Source organism: Bdellovibrio sp. BIS2 (assembly GCF_055398295.1).
The window spans coordinates 952653-970569 of the sequence record NZ_AP035879.1; the positions used below are offsets into that span (position 1 = coordinate 952653).

Annotated in this window: 15 protein-coding genes; 10 read left to right on the forward strand and 5 right to left on the reverse strand. The window is 51.6% G+C overall.

Annotated features, from left to right (window positions below):
• Window positions 1–30 precede the first annotated feature (30 nt).
• Entirely contained in the window at window positions 31–987 is a 957-nt protein-coding gene (gene thiL / locus ACZ520_RS04665) for a thiamine-phosphate kinase (RefSeq protein ID WP_464127658.1), read from the reverse strand.
• Window positions 988–1066: 79 nt separating this feature from the next.
• On the opposite strand from thiL, the gene ppk1 reads away from it, so the two are divergent.
• Both ppk1 and ACZ520_RS04675 read left to right on the forward strand, forming a co-directional pair.
• Window positions 1067–3235, forward strand: coding sequence for a polyphosphate kinase 1 (gene ppk1, locus ACZ520_RS04670; RefSeq protein ID WP_464127659.1), 2169 nt, complete (start codon window positions 1067–1069; stop codon window positions 3233–3235).
• Window positions 3236–3242: 7 nt separating this feature from the next.
• Entirely contained in the window at window positions 3243–3749 is a 507-nt protein-coding gene (locus ACZ520_RS04675) for a SixA phosphatase family protein (protein WP_015090126.1), read from the forward strand.
• Here the strand turns inward: ACZ520_RS04675 and ACZ520_RS04680 are convergent.
• The 3 genes from ACZ520_RS04680 to ACZ520_RS04690 form a co-directional block, all read right to left on the reverse strand.
• Window positions 3746–7765: an alkaline phosphatase family protein gene (locus ACZ520_RS04680; protein ID WP_464127660.1), complete on the reverse strand. Its 4020-nt coding sequence runs from the start codon at window positions 7763–7765 to the stop codon at window positions 3746–3748. The two genes, ACZ520_RS04675 and ACZ520_RS04680, sit on opposite strands and share 4 nt — an antisense overlap.
• 197 nt (window positions 7766–7962) lie before the next feature.
• Complete coding sequence (locus ACZ520_RS04685; protein WP_416480872.1) at window positions 7963–8505, reverse strand: transposase; 543 nt, start codon at window positions 8503–8505, stop codon at window positions 7963–7965.
• A gap of 131 nt (window positions 8506–8636) precedes the next feature.
• Complete coding sequence (locus ACZ520_RS04690) at window positions 8637–9548, reverse strand: Ppx/GppA phosphatase family protein (protein ID WP_232468682.1); 912 nt, start codon at window positions 9546–9548, stop codon at window positions 8637–8639.
• 52 nt (window positions 9549–9600) lie between these two features.
• Here ACZ520_RS04690 and ACZ520_RS04695 point away from each other — a divergent pair, with 52 nt between their 5' ends.
• The 5 genes from ACZ520_RS04695 to ACZ520_RS04715 all read left to right on the forward strand — a co-directional run bounded on the left by ACZ520_RS04695 (window position 9601) and on the right by ACZ520_RS04715 (window position 14455).
• Window positions 9601–10656, forward strand: a complete 1056-nt coding sequence (locus ACZ520_RS04695; RefSeq protein WP_464127661.1) for a hypothetical protein — start codon at window positions 9601–9603, stop codon at window positions 10654–10656.
• 102 nt (window positions 10657–10758) lie between these two features.
• A complete protein-coding gene (phoU, locus tag ACZ520_RS04700) occupies window positions 10759–11424 on the forward strand; it encodes a phosphate signaling complex protein PhoU (protein ID WP_088565982.1) in 666 nt (221 codons plus the stop codon).
• On the forward strand, window positions 11417–12124 hold the full coding sequence (locus tag ACZ520_RS04705; protein ID WP_232468680.1) for a response regulator transcription factor: 708 nt from the start codon (window positions 11417–11419) through the stop codon (window positions 12122–12124). Before phoU ends, ACZ520_RS04705 begins: the two co-directional genes overlap by 8 nt.
• Entirely contained in the window at window positions 12121–13554 is a 1434-nt protein-coding gene (locus ACZ520_RS04710) for a sensor histidine kinase (protein ID WP_416480876.1), read from the forward strand. Before ACZ520_RS04705 ends, ACZ520_RS04710 begins: the two co-directional genes overlap by 4 nt.
• Window positions 13555–13564: 10 nt before the next feature.
• Window positions 13565–14455, forward strand: a complete 891-nt coding sequence (locus tag ACZ520_RS04715) for an RsmB/NOP family class I SAM-dependent RNA methyltransferase (RefSeq protein ID WP_464127662.1) — start codon at window positions 13565–13567, stop codon at window positions 14453–14455.
• A 33-nt stretch (window positions 14456–14488) separates the two neighbouring features.
• Here the strand turns inward: ACZ520_RS04715 and ACZ520_RS04720 are convergent, their stop codons facing one another.
• Entirely contained in the window at window positions 14489–14758 is a 270-nt protein-coding gene (locus tag ACZ520_RS04720) for a DNA-dependent DNA polymerase (protein ID WP_232468676.1), read from the reverse strand.
• 82 nt (window positions 14759–14840) lie between these two features.
• Here ACZ520_RS04720 and ACZ520_RS04725 point away from each other — a divergent pair, with 82 nt between their 5' ends.
• The 3 genes from ACZ520_RS04725 (at window position 14841) to ACZ520_RS04735 (ending at window position 17914) form a co-directional block, all read left to right on the forward strand.
• Window positions 14841–16103, forward strand: a complete 1263-nt coding sequence (locus ACZ520_RS04725; protein ID WP_464127663.1) for a DUF814 domain-containing protein — start codon at window positions 14841–14843, stop codon at window positions 16101–16103.
• Between the two features lie 96 nt (window positions 16104–16199).
• On the forward strand, window positions 16200–17144 hold the full coding sequence (locus ACZ520_RS04730; RefSeq protein WP_088565979.1) for an ABC transporter ATP-binding protein: 945 nt from the start codon (window positions 16200–16202) through the stop codon (window positions 17142–17144).
• Window positions 17141–17914: an ABC transporter permease gene (locus ACZ520_RS04735; protein ID WP_088565978.1), complete on the forward strand. Its 774-nt coding sequence runs from the start codon at window positions 17141–17143 to the stop codon at window positions 17912–17914. Before ACZ520_RS04730 ends, ACZ520_RS04735 begins: the two co-directional genes overlap by 4 nt.
• Window positions 17915–17917 lie beyond the last annotated feature (3 nt).

Sequence of the window (17917 nt, forward strand, 5' to 3'; positions counted from 1 at the left end):
AGCAAAAGGGCTGTCTCGAATTGAGAAATTTCAGCCGGGGAAGTGTTTCCAGCCCTTGAACTCTTTAATCTCTTCATGGTGATCGGGATGGGTCACAAAGACGCGAGGATCTTCAGTGAATTGCCCAATCATCTTCCATTCCGGGAAATGTTCATAGTCCTCAGGGTGGATCGCCATGAGAAGTTCGTAATCCTCGCCGCCCCAAAGCACAATGTCCTGTGGATTCAGATGCAGGTCCACTGCAAGGCTCTGGCTTTCGGTATGTAACGGAAGATTTTCAGCAAACAAATGAAAACCGCAGTTTTCAGGACGCAACAACAGGGCATCATTGACCAGGCCGTCACTGCAATCCATCAGGGCATGAATGCGGTCGTGATGTTTTTGCAGCTTCGCGACCAGATCCAAGCGGGGTTTCGGACGTAAATGCCGTTCTTTGGCGGCTTCAAAGCCGGCCAAATTTTTCTGTAAAGCAGTCATGCCGGTGAAAGAAAGCCCCAGAGGGCCACTGCACAACAACAGGTCTCCGGGTTTTGCACCTTTGCGGGTCAGTGGGTTTTCGCAGGACCCGTGCACGCTGACATCCACCACCAGGCGGTCAGGGGACGCTGCCAGATCTCCACCGGCGACTTGCATGTGATAGTCATCAGCCAAACTGGTCATGCCTTTATAGAAATCGTCAAGCCAAGATTCATTCAGTTTTTTCGGCAGGGCCAGGGATACCTGCGCAAAATGAGGAAGTGCGCCCATGGCGGCGATGTCACTTAAATTCACCGCGAGCGACTTGTAGCCCAGATCAAAAGCGCTGAAATAGTCGAGGTCGAAGTGAACTCCCTCGACCATCATATCCTGGCAGATCACCGAATAGCCCGGATAGTTCCTGAAAACGAAGGCGTCATCACCCAGCGGCACTTTGGTGTGATCATTTTGACGCTGGACCCGATAACGGATGCGATCAATAAGCGACCATTCTTTTGGAGTATTTTGCATGTCGTTGTTCCTGGTAAGACATTGCTAAAGAAGTCGCTTTATTGTGAAATAAGGAGGTTAGGAGTCAAGGAGGATTCTTTTGAACACGCCCAAAGCGGCTTCGCCGAAACGCACATCGAAAAAGAAATCTACACGCAAGCCGAAGGTTGTCGAACATCCTCTGTCATCTGAAAGTCTTTTTACCAGTCGCGAGATTGGCTGGCTGAATTTCAACAGACGAGTGTTGGCAGAAGCCGAGGACGCCCGCAATCCCTTGCTGGAACGGGTGAAGTTCTTAAGTATTTCCGGATCCAATCTGGATGAATTCTTTATGAAACGGGTCGGCGGTCTGAAGCGCCATATGGCTTATGGAGTTTCTGCCAAATCATCTGACGGGAAAACCCCGATGGCCCAGCTTCAGGAAATCCGTCAGTTCGTGATCCCGATGATTCAGGATCAGGCGCATGCCTACAACAAGGTGCTAAGGCCCGCCTTGGAAAAAGAAGGCATCTATCTGCTTTCCTGGAAAGATCTTTCGGACAAAGAAAAAGAAAACGTCAAAAAGTACTATAACCGCAATGTCTTCCCGGTGCTGACTCCGCTGTCGGTGGATCCGGGGCATCCATTCCCGTTTATCTCGAATCTTTCTATTTCATTGGGCGTGACTCTGAAGCATCCGGGCAACGAAGAAAAGCTTTTTGCCCGCGTGAAGATTCCCAAAGTCCTGCCGCAGTGGATTCGCACTGACGCTGAAAACAAAGACCATCGTTTTATCAGTCTGTTGGACGTGATCAAAGAAAATCTGGCGGATCTGTTCCCGGCCATGCAAGTGCTGGGAGTGATGCCGTTCCGCCTGACCCGCAACGCTGATTCCGATCAGGATCAGGAAGATGCCGAAGATTTGCTGGAGGCGATCGAAGAAGAATTGCGCCAGCGTCGTTTTGCCGAAGTGGTTCGCCTTGAACACGGGCCGAATCCAGACCCGTGGATGCTTAAATTTCTGATGGAAGAGCTGGAGCTGGTTGAAGAGGACATCTATGAAACCGCCGGTCTTTTGGACTTCACTGATTTGGGTGTGATCTCGGATGTGAATCTGCCAAAGCTGAAGTTTGAGCCTTACACTCCGGTGGTGGGGCCGGCTTTTGCCGAAGACGGTCACGGCATGTTTAACGCCATTAAGATGGCGGATCAGTTGGTGCATCATCCTTATGAAAGTTTCGCCGCGTCCGTGGAAAAGTTCATCCGCGTGGCCAGCGAAGACCCCAAGGTTCTGGCGATCAAGATGACCTTGTATCGCACGGGCGACAACAGTCCGTTCATCCGTGCTTTGATCCGCGCGGCCGAACAAGGAAAGCAAGTGGTGTGCCTGGTGGAACTGAAGGCGCGCTTTGATGAAGAGCGCAACATCTATTGGGCCACGGAGCTTGAAAATGCCGGCGTTCACGTGGTGTATGGCGTAGTGGGGTTGAAGACTCACGCCAAGACCGCGTTGGTGGTTCGTCAGGAGCAAGAGGGCTTGCGTTGTTACTGCCATATCGGAACAGGGAACTTTAACGTGGCGACCTCCCGGTTCTATACGGATCTGGGGTTGTTGACGGCGCGCGAAGAAATCACCAACGACGTGGTTGAGTTCTTCCACTATCTGACGGGACGGTCTTTAAAGAGCAACTATCAGAACCTGCTGATTGCTCCGGTGAATATGTTCTCGCGCTTTAAGGCCATGATCGAGCGTGAGGCCGAGCATGCAAAAGCGGGGCGTCCGGCGCAGATCATTGCCAAGTTTAATAACTTTGAAGAAAACGACATCGCCGTGGCCCTGTACGCGGCTTCGCAAAAAGGCGTGGATATCGAGATGATCGTTCGTGGTTTCTGCTGTCTTCGTCCGGGGGTGCCGGGCATGAGTGAACGCATTCGTGTGACTTCGATCATCGGCCGCTTCCTGGAGCATTCTCGACTGTTTTATTTCCGAAACGGTGAAAAAGACCCGGTGGATGGGGAGTTCTATCTGGGCTCTGCCGACTGGATGTATCGCAATCTGCACGCCCGGGTGGAGGCCATCGTGCCGGTTTTGGATCGCAGCTTGAAAGAAAAGTGCTGGGAGATTCTGAATCTTTGTGTGAAAGAACAGCGCCAGTCCTGGGAAATGAAGTCTGATGGCACTTATGTACGTCACAACTCGCAGGATGTCGGCTTGCATCAAACCCTGATGCAAATTGCGAAAGCCCGGGTTACATTTGTGGACGAAAATACCAGTTCATCCTCGGAGTAGTGCATAAGTGGAATTGATCATCATCCGTCACGCAGTGGCTGAAGACAAAGAAGAGTTCGCCAAAAAGGGCCAGGAAGATCACCTGCGCCCGCTGACCCTGAAGGGTCGAAAGCGCATGCAGAAGGTCTGTGTGAATCTGCGCGACTATGTTAAGGAAATCGACCTGATCGTTTCAAGCCCGCTGACCCGCGCCCGTCAGACGGCCGAGATCATTTCGCAGATTTATTTCGAAACCAAAGTGGTCGAAGCGCCGGAGCTGGTACCCCACAGTCCTCCACAGGCCTTTTTGAAATGGCTGCGTGTGCAGGGACGTAATTACAAACGCATTGCGATTGTCGGGCATGAGCCGCATTTAAGTGTGTTTGCGAGCTATATGCTGTCGATGAAGGCGGAAAGTTTCATTGATTTGAAGAAAAGCGGGATTATCGGTCTTGAGCTGGAGTCTTTTTCGTCAGCCGAAGCGGGCCGAGCACAGCTTTTGTACTCGATCCCGCCCAAATTCCTTGCTGATTAAGGTGTGAATTTCAGGGACTTGAAGAACGCCTCGGAAGAGTCTTCCGCGTCGTTGGAGTCGTGCTGAATCGTGATTGCCACGATTTCAAAGTCATTCACATTTCTGTCCGGGAAGGCTTTCTTCAGGTCTTCCATCAGGTTGCGCTTATAGTTCTGGGCTTTACCCAGCATGTCCTGGTTGTTCAGCAGAAGCTGTTTCGCCTCAGGCAGTGTTGCCACCACGATATTTTTGTTCGAGTACCAGTTTTCATAAATGGAACCAGCCTGACGAACTTCACCGTTCACTTCGTCACCCCAGTAGTAACCGAACAAGATCACCTTGTCGTTCTTTGGGTCAACCAAAGTGCGGTCGCCGTTGGCTTTGCCGTCACGGATGGTGAACCAAACCTGGAAGGCAGAGTCGTCTTTGCCGGTTTTGCCTTTTACCGGGTCAGCGCCTTTAACACCTTTGGTAACTGCCAGTTTCAGATCCATCGTTGAGAATTCCACCGGAGAGAATCTGTACGCCATCGTCGTCAGACGGATGGAGTTGTTTTTACTTCTCATGGCAGCCCAGTCTTTTTCACCGTTAAATTCAGCAGTGATGTAACCGGAATCCTTGTTGTCATCCATGCCACCCGGAGTGCGGGATTCATAGTTGAACTGGTGATCCATGCGGAAGTGCACCATGTTCTGGTGGTGGTATTCGATGTTGATACCTTCAGGCATGTTGGACTTGGTCGCAGGGGACACCTTCACGCCAGCCATCACATCCGGAAGTTTTGCCACGTCCAGAACCGCATACGGATCGTAACGCAACTGGGATTGTGGCAGTTTCGTTTTCACTTCATAGCTGTCAGCCGGATCCACGATTGCTGGCAATGCCTGACGGTTTAGCTCGTAAGAGTTTCCGTATGGCAGGAAGTCCACCAGATTTTCGTGGCCCAGGTGCATAACCTTGGCAACGCCCGGTTTACCCAAAGAGTAGTAAGCGCGGTTCTTGATCGGGGAGGCATTCGCCGCAGAAAGGATCACGCGGGAGTTCCATTCCAAATTGGCGTTGTCATCGGTGATGTTGGCTTCCGCCAGCGCCGTCACCAGACCTTTCATGAAGGCCTTCTGGTTAAAGCGGGAAGACAAGATACCAGCCAGGTGATCGGCTTTGATGGTGCCCATGTCCACGGCCTTCAAACGAGCCGGGAACTTGGAAGAAGACACCGTCACGACACCGTCGTTGTTTTCTTCGAATTGACCGATGATTTTGGTGGCTTTCATGAAGATGTGAGAATCTTCAGGGTCACTTTCAAAGGTCACAGAGAAGTAACGAGTCAGACCGATCAAAGATCTTTCGTTCTTTCTCCAGAAGGAATCCATCGCTGTTGGGGAAATGGACTTGGAAGCGGTTTTTTCAGTCTGGCAGATCTCCGGACCTTGGTTTTCAGACAATGCAGAAACCAGGGCAAACGGTACATCCGTCGTGTTCAGGATGCTGGAGCCATGCAGAGGGGCCGCCACGGACACGAAACCTTTTACGTATGTGGACACGAAGCTTGGATTTTTAACAAAGGCGTGAAGTGTGTCCACCGCGCCCTTGGAGTAACCCAGGAACACATAGCGAGGAGCCTTGTGGCCACGCTGCGTGCGCATTTTGAAGTCGTCACGGATGTAGTTCATGATGATGTCGGCGTTCAGGTCGCTGGCGCAAGTGGATTCCACTGGCGGCTGGATCACGCGCAGACCCAGATCATCTTGCAGGGCATTCAGGCCCAAAGAGAAGATCTCTTTGTCAAAGATGCTGTTGTAGATGCCTGGAACGTACACCAAGGTCACGTCGTCCAGTTTGGAGTTATAGATTTTCGTCAGCGGTGTTGGATAGATACGGTCCTCAAGGTCAGCTTCCTTGATGGTTTCTTTCAACAGTTGTTCTGCGGCGCTTGTTTTAGTCGCTTTTTTCACGTCAGTCAGTTTGGCAAAGGACGCGCTCAGGGATTCTTTGGTGGAAACCCAGGTTTTTGCAAAGACCATGTCACGTGTTTCTGGCAGGAATGGTTTTTCCTGAACCACGATGGATTTTTCCAGAAGGTATGGAAGCTGGTACATTTTCATGACCGCGCGTTTGGCTGGCAGCACGAACTTCGCGATGTCGCTCATGATGCCGCCACCGGAAGTCAGATCTGTGTTTTTCAGATCCAGGTTCGCGGTTTTGGTGTCCTGAAGGATGCCGACTTTGGCTTTTACTTTTTCAATGCGCGGGTCGTTCATCAGGTTCTCAACTGAACCTGCCGTCAGGACTGCGTCCGTCACCGCACCGATGTCCTCGGGGCTGATCATGGTGTTGACGTCGAACTTGGAGATATCAAAGTTCATCGGGCTCATGGAGCTGGATCCTGGTTTTTGGAACGGATCGAACTTGAAGGCATCCATGAAGTTCTTGATTTCAGACACCAGGAAGTAAGGACGCGTGTCAGACACGAATCGGGTCAGGTGCTGGAAGATACGTTTTTGGGAAAGATCTTTGGCTTGAGTCTCAACTCCACGGCGGGAGTTGATGTTGACCTCTTGCAGGGCTTCGCGGCCGGACTTTTCGTGGCGTTGAGCGGTGGCACCGAACAGGTTTTTGGCTTCCACGCCGAAGAATGGAAGGATGTCTTTAGAGCGGATTTGGCCTGGGATCTGACGTTTGTTGGAAGCCACCAGACCGAAGCTGGAAGCAGCCGTCAAAGAACCGTGGGTGCGGTACATTTTAGTGAAACCACCCAGTGCGGACTTGATATAGTTGCCGTCTTTCAAAGTAAGGATGAAGTCCGGGAAGTCGAAGTTGCGCTCAGAAGCCGACTCAATCAGACGGAAGATAGAATCCGGATATTTAGTCAAAGCCGTGATCTTCAAAACCTGATCCGCTTTCATGGCCTTAGGAGCCGCTTTCGTGGAATGATATTCCTTAGGAATTTCCAAAGGATTCCCTTTTTCCGGATAGTAATAATACAACCCATTCTTCTTGTCATATTGGACCTTCGCCCCACCAGTGGAGGTTTCAACGGTCATCAGGGTGTCCGCAGAGTTGTTGCGGTTGATGTAGACGGCCATGTCGAACCAAGCTTCTTTTTTGAACTCTTGGATCAGGTTAGGCATTTGTTTGCGGTCTTTCAGATAGACGGGACCCCAGGTGCCCAGGGCCATCAAAGGCACGGCCACGTCTTTGGAGTCTTTCAGTTGTTGAACATTGTTCAGACCCGCACGTTTGATCACTTCAGCGATATCAACACCGTTCAGTTCCTGTTCGGGAGCGCCTTCCTGGAAGCGGCCGATGTTACCGTGGTCGGAAACCAGCACGATTTCAACTTCGACACCTTTGTCTTTATAGTTTTTGATCAGGCGTTTGATTTCAGAGTCAAGGATGCGCATGACCGGGAAAAGGCGGTCTTTTTGTGTGTGCGCGGTGGAATCGATGGCGCCTACATAGCCAGTCATAACTGGTTTTGCTTTGGCGGAGGAAAGCTCATCGATAACGGTTTTGATTTCAAGTTTAGGGACTTCTTCAGTTGGGAAGTACATCAGGGCTTCAACGTAAGGGTTGAAGAAGGATTCAAATGCACCCATATAGTATTTAGGTGCCGCCAGACGACGGTAATAGTCGCGCGGGTCACCCTGGATGGATTGAGAGGATTCATCAAAGTAGGTGGCTTCAACAGATTTGATACGGCCTGCGGCTCCGAAGATGTCGGAGGTGTGGGTGACTGTCGCCCAGGACAGATCGGTCATGGATGGGAATGGAGCGACGTGCGCGCCGAAGTTTGTGAAGTCTTTAAAGAGTCCCTGTTTTTGAGCGGCCACGAAGGCTGCGTAGCTGAGACCGTCAACACCGAGGATGATGGTTTGGGAGTTCTTTTGAACTGAGTCTTTTTTGAGGTAAGCCGTTACGGGCTTTCGGGGCTCAAGCGGAATATCAAAGGCATGGGCGGAGGCTGCTCCCAGTGTCAGGGAAGTGGCGATAAAGCTCATTGCCAGAACATTCTTATAAGACTTTGCGGACTTCATAGGAACCCCTTTAAAAAGTTGTCTCACTATGAATAAAGGCAAGAGCAGTGCCAAAGAAGCTTCGCCATCTGAATTAAGACAGACTTAAAACCGAACCTGATAAAACCACTGTCTCACTCCGGGACCAGTGACATTTCACTCACCACACTGTCAGTTTTATACCTCCTCCCCCTGTCTTCCGGGACCCTCGCCCCAGTCTATCCCCAGGACCAAATCACCGAATCAAACCCGGCCCGCCGCCAAAGCGGATCCTTCTTCATAATGGATTCCACTACCATCAGGCCCTGCTCAACGTTCCTTTCTATATACTTCTTTACTATTCCGAACCCTCGCCCCGGAGTGGCCACACGAGTGAAGGGGCGAAGGTCCCACATGCCCGCGGACTTGAAGATCATTTTGGAGATGGTTCCAGTCAGCGCACTAATAAAACTGACATAGGCTTTGCGATCAGGAACGCGGATCAATATATGGATGTGGTTGCCGACATTGGCGAAGCTGTAAAGTCTCACCTTGAAACGAAACACAAAGCGGCGCGTATATTTCAGAAGCATTTTCCGGTTTGCAGGATGAAGGAGGGACCTTCGCCCGAAGGCTTTATTGCTCTTGAGTACCAGATGAATAGGTTCAAAGTTTGAAAGCGGACGCTGGCTGCGTCTTTTGCCTTTGGAAAGTTCTCCTCCGTAAGAGGTTCCATTGAAGTCATGTCTAAGATCGCCACCGAAAGAAAAGTGTTTTGCCATGTGCAACTCCTTGATGGAGCGGCATAGCTGCAAAGCGGGCGAGGGTCCCCAAAAGGCTGTGGGGTGGTTATGGAGGATCGAGTGGGGCGAGGGTCGGAAAGATAGAGGCGGGGGCGGGCGGAGGTGAGGGGTTAGAGCATGGACCAGATCAGGCCGTCGCGCAGGCCGACGTTGGGGATCAGGATCTTTTCGGTCTCTGCCTGGCGCATGATGGTTTGGACCAGCATGGCGGCCGGGACGATGACATCGGCGCGGTCGGGGCGAAGGTGCAATTTTTCGATGCGGTCTTTGACCTTGAAGGTGCGCAGGCGGTCGATGATTTCAGTCAGCTCGGCCAGGGTCAGGAATGATTGGGGGGATTTCTTTAGCAACTCGCCCTTCAGTTGCCCCAGGCATTCCAGATTGCCGCCGGTGCCGATGGCGAAATCCACCGGGTCGTGATCGCAGTTCTTGTAGATATGCTCGCCCAAAGCGCCGATGAATTCGCCCATGATGATATTCAGATGATTTTCATTCAGATTTCGTTTGGCCAGATTTTCGAGCACGCGCACGGTGCCCATTGGGAATGACTTGGTCGCCAGCATCTTCGGCCCTTGCGAAAAGGTCACCTCAACACTGCCGCCGCCAATATCAATCAGCATCGACTTTTTGTTGTCCAGATCCAGCTCTTTACGAACAGCCAGATGAATCAGGCGACCTTCCTCGGTGCCATCAATAACCTCGATCTTGATGCCCGATGTTTTATAAATCAGATCCACGAACTCCTTCTGATTTTTCGCTTCCCGACTGGCAGAAGTGGCCACCGCCCGGCACTTGGTCACACCCAGTTCACGGTTGGTCAGGGCATAGCGCTGAAAGGTGGCCTTGGCGATGTCCAAAGAGGCCGGCGTGATCACCCCTTGAGTGAAAACGTCATGCCCCAGGCGGACAGCGGCGCGGTACTTCTTCACGATATGCAGGTGCGGAGCTTGCTCATGAACGTCGGCAATCATCATGCGAATGGCGTTGGACCCGATATCAATGGCGGATATACGACGTGACACGTAAAGCTCCCTTTCCTTGGCAACAGTATATAAAGATGGCAGCATGAGAGACATGAAAAAAATCGTTCTTGGCTCTTTATTTTCACTTTTTGCGTCCACGCAGGCTTTGGCTCTTTCTGAGATTGAGCTGACCGGTGAGTTGGATGCCACAGCCTCTGTCTGGAATCTGCCAACTGGCGAGCGCGGGAACTCGGCCTTTGAAGTTCCGTCCCTGTTTCTGGGTGTTCACATCCCCTTGCAAGAGGACAACCTGCTGGTCGTGACAATGGAAGGCTCTGAGCAAAAAAACATCAGCCCGAACCGTTTTGATGTCGGTGTTCGCGAGGCCTACTTGGATCTGGTCAGTGTCTTTGAAGGCATGCATGCTTTGCGCGCTGGCTTGATCCCGCAAACCTGGCAAGAGGCTCAATACGAGAATTACCAATACCGCTTCCTGGGACAGACCGCCTGGTCCATGACTGAAAAGTGGAAATACCTTTCGTACTCCGACCTGGGTGTGTCTTTCATGTCCCAGCTTCCCCATGATTATGGCGAATGGGCACTTAATCTGACCAACGGGGAGGGAGCGCAGGAAAAGGAAGAGGGGCCGCACAAAGAAGTCACTCTTTTTGCGCGAATCTTTAAATGGAATCCGTGGTCCCTGAGTCTCAGCTATGTCCGGGGCAGTTACGATCTTTACGGCGCCGACGTGGGTCTGAAGGAGCGCATCCAGGGGCTGCTGTCCTATGAAAAAGAGGACGAGTGGATGGTGGCTTTGGAATACCTTGCCACCAAGGACCCGGCCGATGCCATCCGCGATTATGACATGGCGGAAGGGGTGGATGTGACGGCGCTCAGTGGTCAGTCCGTCCGGGGCGAGGGTGCCAGTCTTTACGCCGTGGTGCATACAGGGCCTAAGGCGGAGATTTTGGTGCGTTATGATTATCTGAACCCTGTCGTTGGTGAGGACGGCAAGGATTTGCAGACCGCGATTCTTGCTTTGGGCTATCAAGTGACGGATGATATTAAGGCGGCCTTGGCGGTTGATCACACCAAATACGGTGAGGACTTCGCCCCGGGAGCCCGCGAGCGATCCAAGCTGGAGCTGGCCGCTCAGGTTCTGTTCTAGAGTGTGTTAAGTTTCTGTTAGAATCAATAGAGATGCCGTGTTAAGCGGTGTCTTTATTTTTCAAATCATTATAAATCAAGCCAAGCGCTAAAGGTGGATACCATGGAAAGAGCGATAGATATTCAACTGGAAGACCTGAAAAAAATGATTCTTCTGATGGGTGGCCATGTTGAAAAATCTCTGGCTCAGGTGACCGCGGCTTTGTTGTCCCGTGATGTGGATATGTTCAGCGGTGTTCATGACATCGAGAAACTGATCAATGAAGACCACATCCGCGTGGACAACGCCTGCATGCACGTCCTGGCAAAGCAGGGCCCGGTGGCCAAAGACCTGCGTTTGATCATTTCCGTTCTTAAGATCAACAACGATCTGGAACGCATGGGTGATCAGACCGTGAATATCTCCTACTCCGGGAAGGATTATCTGGGGCGCAAACCCATCCAGCAGCAGTTGGGCGACATTCAGAAAATGTCTGAAATCGCCGGACGTATGGTGAAGGGCTCTTTGGACAGCTTCGTCCGTGGTGACGTTGAGCAGGCCAAAAAGATCCTGTTGATGGATGACGAAATCGACGCTCTGAAAAACAAGGTTTTCCAGGATGCGATGGCGCACATGAAAGCCCACTCTGATGATGTGGAAGCGGGCATGGATTTGATTTTGATTGCGAGAAATCTGGAACGTCTTGGAGATCACGCGACGAATATCGCAGAAGACGTGATCTTTGCCTTTACTGGCAAGGACGTCCGACACGGAGGAAAGTTTGGCTGATAATTCAGTTCATGTGCTAGTGGTGGAAGATGAGCAGGAAATCCGGGAGCTGATGGCTCTGCACCTGCTCCGTCAAGGGTACCGAGTGACCGAATGTGCTTCCGCCGAAGAAGCTCTGAACGAAATGAATCGCCAGAACTATTCCTTGTTCGTCCTTGACTGGATGCTGCCGGGCTTGAGCGGCGTCGACATCGTCGACAAAATCAAAGCCAAAAACACCGGGGCCTCAGTTCTGATGGTCACCGCTAAAACCGAACCTCAGGACATCGTTGCCGGCCTTGAAAAAGGGGCTGACGACTATATGACCAAGCCTTTCAATCCTTCCGTCTTCATTGCTCGCATCAAGGCTCTTTTGCGCAGGTCTCAGGTTCAGACTGCGGCTCCCACAGCGGCTGACGACGGTGAAGTTTCCCTGATGGGTTTGAAAATCAACTTCAAGTCTTATGAGATCTCTTACAACAACGAGCCTCTGCACCTGACTCCTTCGGAATTCAAGCTGCTGGGGGCGTTGGTTCAGAACCACGGCTGCGTTTTGACCCGCGAACAACTGATTGAAAACATTCAGGGCGAGGGTATTAACGTGGTTGGCCGCACTATCGACACCCATGTCTTCGGATTACGCAAGAAGTTAGGGGAGTGGGGAGACCGTATTGAGACTATCCGTGGCGTTGGATATCGGGTTAAAGTAGATATCGCATGAAGCGATTTATCCGATTTCCATGGCGAGTTTATTGGCGCTACTTCTCTTGGCAGGTAGTGGCCTTCAATGGTCTGTATCTGGCCGTCATTTCTGTTATCGATGTTCGTCACGGGGTTCGTCCCTTTGTCTATAACGAAGCCCTGCTGAATTTCTTTGTTTTCAGCATTCTGGTTTCGGCCATCACGTCTTATCGTTTTGCAAAACCCATTCATCGCGTGATTCTGAAGGCATTGCGCATTTCCAGCAAACGCACCTTCGGCAGTCTGGTGAAAGAACAAGAAGACGATCTGGCGGACGACGAAACCGCTGATATCTCTGAGTTGGAACTGGCTTTGGATCGGATTCATCGCAAGATGAAAAACCGCAAAGCCCGTTATCTGCAGTCTCAGGAAGAATCCCAGGCCTTCATGAGCGCCGTGGCCGAGGGGCTGGTGTCTGTCAGCCTTGATGAAAAGATTCTTTATTTTAATTCTCAATTTGCCGCGCAATTCCTGTCGTCCGACCTTCTGAACGGTCAGATTCTGCGATTGAAGGATGCCATTCGCTCTTCCGACGTGTTGGAAGGCTTTGGCAAAACCATCAAGATCGGTAAAGTTCAGCGCTTTACGGTGAAGCTTCCGACCTTGATCGACAATCAGCCCCGCTTCTTTGCCGTGTCGGTGAACCCGATCCGCAATGAAAAGACCCAGGAAATCTACGGCGTCGTGGGGATCTTCCACGACATCACCGAGATGAAACGGGCCGAGCAGATCCGCATGGATTTCGTGGGGAATGCGTCTCATGAGCTGCGAACGCCGCTTACGTCCATCAAGGGCTATGTGGACACACTGAAAGAGGACGTAAAAACCGGCCAGATTCAGCAGGCCGGAAAGTTCCTGGATATCGTGTCTCGAAATATTGACCGCCTGATGGATCTGGTGAATGACATGCTTAGCATCAACACGCTGGAAGCCTCAAATTCTGAGCTGAAGCTTGAAATGATTCATCCGCTGGCGATTTCTGAGCACGTGGTTTCAGAGCTGGCCGTGATGGCGGCGGAAAAAAACATCACCATCCGTGTGAACGGCGATGTTCCCCCGTTTTTGGCCGATGCCCGCAAAGTGGAACAAGTCCTGCGCAATCTGGTGTCCAATGCTGTGAAATACATTCCCTCTGGCAAGACCATTCAGATCCGCTGGGAACGCGATATCAAAGAATACATTATTCTGCGTGTGATCGATGACGGGCAGGGGATTCCTGAGCAACACTTGGATCGGCTGTTTGAGCGCTTTTATCGCATCGACAAGGGGCGCACCCGCGATGCCGGGGGCACGGGGCTGGGGCTGGCCATTGTGAAGCATATTATGCAAAGTCACGGTGGTACGGTTGCGGTGAAAAGTATTGTCGACCAGGGATCTGAATTTATTTGCTCTTTCCCGATCCGAAAGTAAAATCCGGGGGATGAACACCGATCATCCCTTTTATCGTCATTTTGAAAAAGTCTATGGCTCCCGTTGGGCGGGCCTTTTCGCCGCTTTGCAAACCCGCGAACAACAAGTCGCCCGGGTGAACGCCTGGAGCCCTTCCGATAAAAGCACCAAATCCTGGTCTCAGTTTCCGGAAAAGCCCGAGCTTCCTGGCTGTCATTGGTTGACGCCGGCTCACGGCTGTCAGCCCGAGCGCAATTCTGATGAGCTGCTGGATATTTACATTATGGATCCGGCCAGCGTCATGGTGGCGCGAGCTTTGGACGTGCAGCCGGGGGACCGTTTGTTGGATATGTGCGCGGCCCCGGGCGGGAAAAGTCTGGTGATGATTGAATCTTTCGGGGACGAGGGTGAGATCTTCTGCAATGACCTGTCGCCGGAACGTCGTGAACGCCTGAAGAAGGTGATTCAGCAGTATGTGCCGCGCGAGGTGCGAAACCGCGTGTGGGTCACCGGGAAAGACGGTGTGCAGTTTGGTTTGAAAGAACCCGGCAGCTTTGACCGCGTGTTGTTGGATGCTCCTTGTTCCGGTGAGCGCCATATTCTGGAAAATCAGGCGGCTCAGGACGAATGGAGTCCACGTCGCACCGAACATCTGGCGGCAAGGCAGTACTCTTTGTTGGCGGCAGCCTTTCTGGCGGTAAAAGCCGGGGGGCGCATTGTTTATTCCACCTGCTCTATCAGTCCGGCGGAAAACGATGATGTGGTTCGCAAGCTTTTGAAAAAGAAAAAATCAGCGGTGAAACTGCTGGAAGCACCTTTGGGTGTGGGTGGGGAGCGCACGGAGCTGGGCGTGGCGTACATGCCGGATCAGTGTGGTTTTGGTCCGTTGTACTTTGCGGTGATCGAGAAGGTTGAAGAATAAAAAAAGCGAACTTTGCAGTTCGCTTTTAGGTGACTAGTTGTCGTCTTTTTGACGGAATTTATGCCTGCGATATTCTTCCAAGGTCAAAAAACCGTAGGTTTTCTTGCGATAGATTTCAATGGTCTCTGCTTCAATGTCTTCCAGCACATCTTCCATGAATTCCAGTGGAATGGTGCCTGTTTTCATCAGTTGCAGCGTGTACAGATGTACAACCTTGCGGATAAAGTCCGGGGTCTTTTCGCGCATGTTCTGAGTCTCTTGAAGCTGTGTTTCTACGATTTTTAGCAGCATATCTGTGTTCATACCCTTCAAATATCGGTTTTCCTTCTTCGAACCTGAGCATCACCCATAGAAATTTGGCCCAAAGGATGAGAGACTTGGACCAATGAAAGCCCTGACCCAGCAAGAACTCCAGCATTTCGTCTCTTACTTTGCTCCAATTTTGGACGGCGCCCAGTTGCAGGACGTGCTTGTCAATGACCGAGGTCTGGCTTTGGGCTTTCACCTGCGCGGGACCATGTATTGGATGATACTGGACCTTGTGCCAAACACCCCGATGCTGCTGCTTTTCGAGGATCAGTGCCCGTTTAAAAAAGGCCCGAAAACCAAGCCGGTCAGTCTTTTCCTGAATTCTCATGCTCGCAATTTGTATGTTACTTCCATGACCGTTCAAGAGGCCTTTGGCCGCGTAGTTTGTCTGCAGCTGAAGAATGCCACGATGGACTGCGAACTTGAAATTCGCCTGATTCCCAAACAATGCAATTTGATCGTCAAAGCTCATGGCAAACAGGTGGCGTGGGATCGGCCTCTGGACCTGTCGCCAGCTCCGGTGGTGGAAAATCCCCCCGAGCCGCGCGATCTGACCGCCATCCATGAAGAGTGGCTGGCAGAGCAATCCGGTGGCAAAAAGCCAACGAACCCGGATCCGGTCGCCCAATGGGAAAAGCAGAAGCAAAAGGATTTGGAAAAAAAGCGCAAGGCCTTAAGTGAAATCCAAAAGCAGATCGAAAGCGATCGTGAGCTTTTGTGGTACGAGGCCGGCCAGTATCTGAAAACTCACGGAACCCTGGATGTGCCTGAGGATCTGCAGTCCTGTGTGGATCGCAAGCAGTCTTTAAGCTGGAACATCGAACACTGTTTTTCCAAAGCCAAACAGATGGTCGGAAAAAAAGAGGGTGCCCGAGAACGCCTGGATGAGCTTTTGATCGAAATCCAGAAGCTCGAAGCCACTCGTTATTCGGCGAAGCAAAGCAAACCTGTCTTGGTGGACCTGATGAAAAAGGCCGATGCGCGGGGCCGCAAACTGCACCTGGATTCCGGCGCTTTGGCGTATTGCGGAAAGTCGGGTGCTGACAATCTGGCGCTGCTTCGCCAGGCCAAAGCGTGGGATTACTGGCTGCATCTGAAAGATTATCCGGGAGCACACGCCATCATCCATCGCCAGCGCGAGCAGGAAATCACTGCGGCCGAGGTGCAAGAGGTCGCCGCCTGGGTGGCCCGTGAATCTCTGTCGTCCAAATCCCTGATGGTCGGGCAAAAAGTGGCGGTGGTGATCGTCGAGTGCCGCTTTGTCCGTCCGATCAAGGGCGACAAATTGGGGCGCGTCACCTATCATTCGGAAAAATCGTTCAATCTGACCCTGAATTAAACTCTTACGCCGCGACGCTTCGGAAAAAGTAAGCAGGTACCTTTTGGGGTTTTTTCGGTCTAACATTTTCCTCTAGATTACAGAGGAGATTGCATCGTGATTGAAGTCAAAGATCTCACCAAAGATTATGGTCCCCGACGGGCCATCGACAAACTGAACTTCTCAATTTCCAAGGGTGATGTTGTGGGCTTTTTGGGTCCCAACGGTGCCGGCAAATCCACGACAATGAAAATCATCACAGGCTTCATGGCTCCAAGCCATGGCAATGCCTCCGTCGCAGGATTTGATGTTTTTGAAAATCCTTTGGAAGTCAAAAAGCGCATTGGCTACCTGCCGGAAATTCCACCGGTCTATGCGGACATGTTCGTGCGCGATTATCTGCGCTATGTAGCGGCCCTGAAGCAAGTGCCAAAAGAAAAAATCGAAACGTGTGTGAACAACGCCATTGAAAAAACCAATCTGGGCGATGTGCAAAAACGTTTGATTCATCATTTATCCAAAGGTTTCAAGCAGCGTGTGGGCATTGCTCAGGCGATTGTGTCTGATCCCGAGGTTCTGATTCTGGATGAGCCGACCGTGGGCCTGGATCCAAAACAAGTGGCCGAGATCCGTGAGTTGATCAAAGCTTTAAAAGGCCAGCACACCATCATCCTTTCCACCCACATCCTGCCGGAAGTGGAGGCGACTTGCGAAAAAGTGATCATCATCAACAAAGGCAAGATCGTCGCGGAAGACAGCATCCAGAACTTGGCTGCTTTGGATAAAGGCCAGGTGCGCCTGCACGTGCGCTTGCGCAAGGACGTGGAAGACATGAAAAAGGTTCTTTCCGGCGTCGGGGCGGTGACGGGTGTTCAGTTGGGGGCTTCCCGCAAGGAATGGAATATTGACCTGAAAGGCGGCGAAGAGGCCGTTGAAAATGTTTCGTCCCAGCTTGTGACGGCCGGGTACGGACTGCTTGAGCTCAGTCAGGCCAAGCGCGATCTGGAAGATGTCTTCCTGAAACTCACATATGGTCAGCAGGATCGTGGAGGTGAAGCATGAATCCAACAATGACAATCTTTAAAAAAGAGCTGAAAGGTTTTTACTTCAATTCGACGTTCTGGGTGATCTGCTTCCTGATGAGTCTGGTGTTCAGTTGGGTTTACCCGATTCAGTTGAATCTGTTTTCACAGCTTTTGATGAACTACGTGATGCAACAGGGGGTTCCTCAAAACCAGTTGAACATTCATTACGGGGTGTTCCTGCGTCAGTTGTCGTACTTGAATCTTCTTTTGATCTTTGTGGTCCCGGCTTTGACCATGAAATTGTTTGCAGAGGAAAAGAAGCTTCGCACTTTTGACCTGCTTCTGACTTCTCCGGTGACGTCCCTGCAGATCGTGATGGGCAAGTACCTGGCCGCTCTTGGCGCGGTAGGGGGGCTGGTGATGCTGGCGCTGCTGTATCCGCTGGCGACCTCCACTTTGGCAACCGTGAACTGGGGCCCGCTGGTCGTGGCCTTTCTGGGGATTTTCCTGGTCGGCGCGGTTTATGCGGCGATGGATTTGTTTGCATCTTCTTTGACAGAAAACAGCATCGTGGCTTATGTGGCGTCGGTGATCTTTAACGTGTCCATCTGGTTTGTCGGTATCGGCACCGAGGTCATGGACAGCGAAGCGGCTCGTAAAATTTTCGAGCATGTTTCCCTGAGCAGTCATCTTTCCAGTCTGGTGGAAGGCACCGTGCGCTCGAATGCGCTGGTGTTCTTCTTCAGTATTATTGTCCTGTTCTGTTTCCTGGCAGAGCGTGTTGTTGAATCCTCACGTTGGAGATAAGTC